The organism is Paraburkholderia kirstenboschensis, from assembly GCF_904848585.1.
In the GTDB taxonomy this organism is placed as follows: Bacteria; Pseudomonadota; Gammaproteobacteria; order Burkholderiales; family Burkholderiaceae; genus Paraburkholderia; species Paraburkholderia kirstenboschensis.
Map to the genome: position 1 here is coordinate 1 of NZ_CAJHCR010000063.1, position 2,290 is coordinate 2,290.

General features: G+C 61.6%; 3 protein-coding genes. 1 reads left to right on the plus strand and 2 read right to left on the minus strand.

What is annotated here, in order from left to right; genetic code table 11:
• The first annotated feature begins 134 nt into the window (after positions 1 to 134).
• The gene (locus JMY24_RS37915; protein ID WP_128598772.1) at positions 135 to 1,313 is read left to right on the plus strand and encodes an IS256 family transposase; all 1,179 of its coding nucleotides are present in this window, start codon (positions 135 to 137) and stop codon (positions 1,311 to 1,313) included.
• 5 nt (positions 1,314 to 1,318) lie between these two features.
• Here JMY24_RS37915 and JMY24_RS37920 read toward each other — a convergent pair whose 3' ends face one another.
• Both JMY24_RS37920 and istB read right to left on the minus strand, forming a co-directional pair.
• Complete coding sequence (locus JMY24_RS37920; protein ID WP_164853916.1) at positions 1,319 to 1,459, minus strand: hypothetical protein; 141 nt, start codon at positions 1,457 to 1,459, stop codon at positions 1,319 to 1,321.
• Entirely contained in the window at positions 1,456 to 2,196 is a 741-nt protein-coding gene (istB, locus tag JMY24_RS37925) for an IS21-like element helper ATPase IstB (protein WP_201704110.1), read from the minus strand. Before istB ends, JMY24_RS37920 begins: the two co-directional genes overlap by 4 nt.
• Positions 2,197 to 2,290: the final 94 nt, after the last annotated feature.

The following is a 2,290-nucleotide window of genomic DNA, read 5'->3' on the forward strand; positions in this document are numbered from 1 at the left end:
CTAACGCAGCGCTCCTCCGCATGGGGTGGAACGGCTGGGGTAAGAAATAGCGCATTCCTCTGTGTTCGCGCTCTGCTCGGCAATTGACCTGTGTGCTTAAATTAGCGCTTACGATCGATCAACTGCTGGCGCAGGTGCAGAACAGGAACGCCGAGTCGGTTCTCGGGGAATCGGGCCTGGCCGGGCAACTGAAGAAGCAACTGGCTGAGCGCATGTTGGCCGCGGAGCTGACGCATCACCTGGAGAGCGAGGCGGAGCAAGGCAGCGCCGGCAACCACCGCAACGGTACGAGCCGCAAGACAGTGCTCACACCCACCGGCGAACTGACGCTGGATATCCCGCGAGACCGGCAGGCGACGTTCGAGCCGCAACTGGTCGGCAAGTACCAGCGCCGGCTGGCGGGATTCGACGACCACGTCATCAGCATGTACGCGCGCGGCATGAGCGTACGCGAGATCCAGGCTCACCTGCTGGAGCTGTACGGCCTGGAAGTGTCGCCCGATCTGATTTCCACGGTCACCGACGAGGTGCTGGCTGAGGTCGAGCAGTGGCAACAACGCCCGCTCGAGGCGATGTATCCGATTGTGTATTTCGACGCACTTCGACTGAAGATCCGCGACGAGGGCACGGTCAGGAACAAGGCGGTGTACCTGGCGCTGGGCATTCGGGCTGACGGCCGCAAGGAAGTGCTGGGCTTGTGGATCGAACAAACCGAAGGCGCCAAGTTCTGGCTGAAGGTTTTCAACGAGTTGAAGAATCGCGGTTTGCACGACATCCTGATTGCGGTGGTCGACGGCCTGCGTGGGTTCCCGGAGGCCATCGAGGCGGTGTTTCCGGCCGCGCAGATCCAGACCTGCATCGTGCATCTGATCCGTAATTCGCTGAATCTGGCGAGCTGGAAGGACCGTAAGCCGCTGGCTACCGCGCTCAGGCCGATCTATCAGGCCGCCTCGGCTGAAGCGGCGGCCGCGGCGCTCGAGGCCTTTGCGCAAAGCGAATGGGGCCGCAAATTCCCTACCGTCCCGGCCATGTGGCAACGCCAATGGGAGCAGGTGATTCCCTTCTTTGCCTATCCTCACGAGGTGCGTCGAATCGTTTATACGACCAACGCCATCGAGAGCATGCACATGCAGTTGCGCAAGATCGTCAAGAATCGTGGCCACTTCCCGAGCGACGAAGCCGCCAGCAAACTGCTGTATCTGGCCTTGCGCAACATTGAAAAGGATTGGAAGATGCCGCCTATCACCTGGCGGCAAGCTGTCAATCAGTTCGCCATTCTGTTCGGTGAGCGATTCACCGCCGCCATCAGCTGAGATTTTTAACCGGCCTCAGCACACGAAATTTCTGACACCTCCTCGATGAGTTCCACGACGGCGAGCGCCTGATCTGCGGACCAGTTGTCTGGGATCAGGAAGTCCAGCCCGTGAGTGATGCCCGAAGGCAGGTGAAGGCGCTTCATGATTTCTTCTTCTCCATACGTGCTGCGCTGCGTTTCTTTGCGCGCTGCTCCGCCCGTTCACGCGCCTCCTTCACCCGGTAGGACTCGCCTTCGATCGCGACGACTTCGGCGCGATGCACCAGCCGGTCAACCAGCGAGACGACGCAGGCGGCGTTCGGAAACACCTCCGACCATTCTCCGAACGGCCGGTTTGTGGTGACCACGGTGCTCGCAGCGCCATACCGGCGGCTGATCAGTTCGAACAGCAGGTCGGCGTGGCGATTCGAGTAGGACAGGTATCCGACCTCGTCAATTACGAGCACGTCAGGCGTGGCGTACCGGTGCAGCCGCCGGCGTAACGCTGAGTCGCTGTCAAGCGCGGCGAGCTCACCAAGCATCTGGCCAGCAGTTGTGAACAACGCCGTGTGCCCGTTGACGAGCGCCTGGTAGGCGAGGTTCAGCGCCAGGGTCGACTTGCCCACGCCGTTCGGGCCGATCAGTACGACGTTGGCGGTGTCTCTGACGAACTCGAGCGACATCAGTTCTTCGACGGCGGCCCGGTCGCAGCGCGTGGGCCAGGTCCAGTCAAAGTCGCACAGCGGTTTGAAGCTGCCCAGATGGGCGTCCCGGATGCGTCGCTCAAGCGAACGGCGGGCACGCTCGTCTTCTTCCCACTGCAGCAGCGGCGCAACCCAGCCGGCGTCAGTGAGATCCGGCCAATGCGCCAGCAGCCCGTACAGGCGTAGGACGTAATGAATCTGTCACCGGCCCTCGCCAGTAGCCGCGGGCCAGAACGCGCGCGAGTTGACACTTTTATGTCCCTTCGAATCGGCATAAAAGTGTCAACTCGCA

Bases quoted from the DNA above. Each gene is read 5' to 3' on its own strand.
- JMY24_RS37920 (WP_164853916.1), bottom strand. From the start codon at position 1,459: ATGAAGCGCCTTCACCTGCCTTCGGGCATCACTCACGGGCTGGACTTC.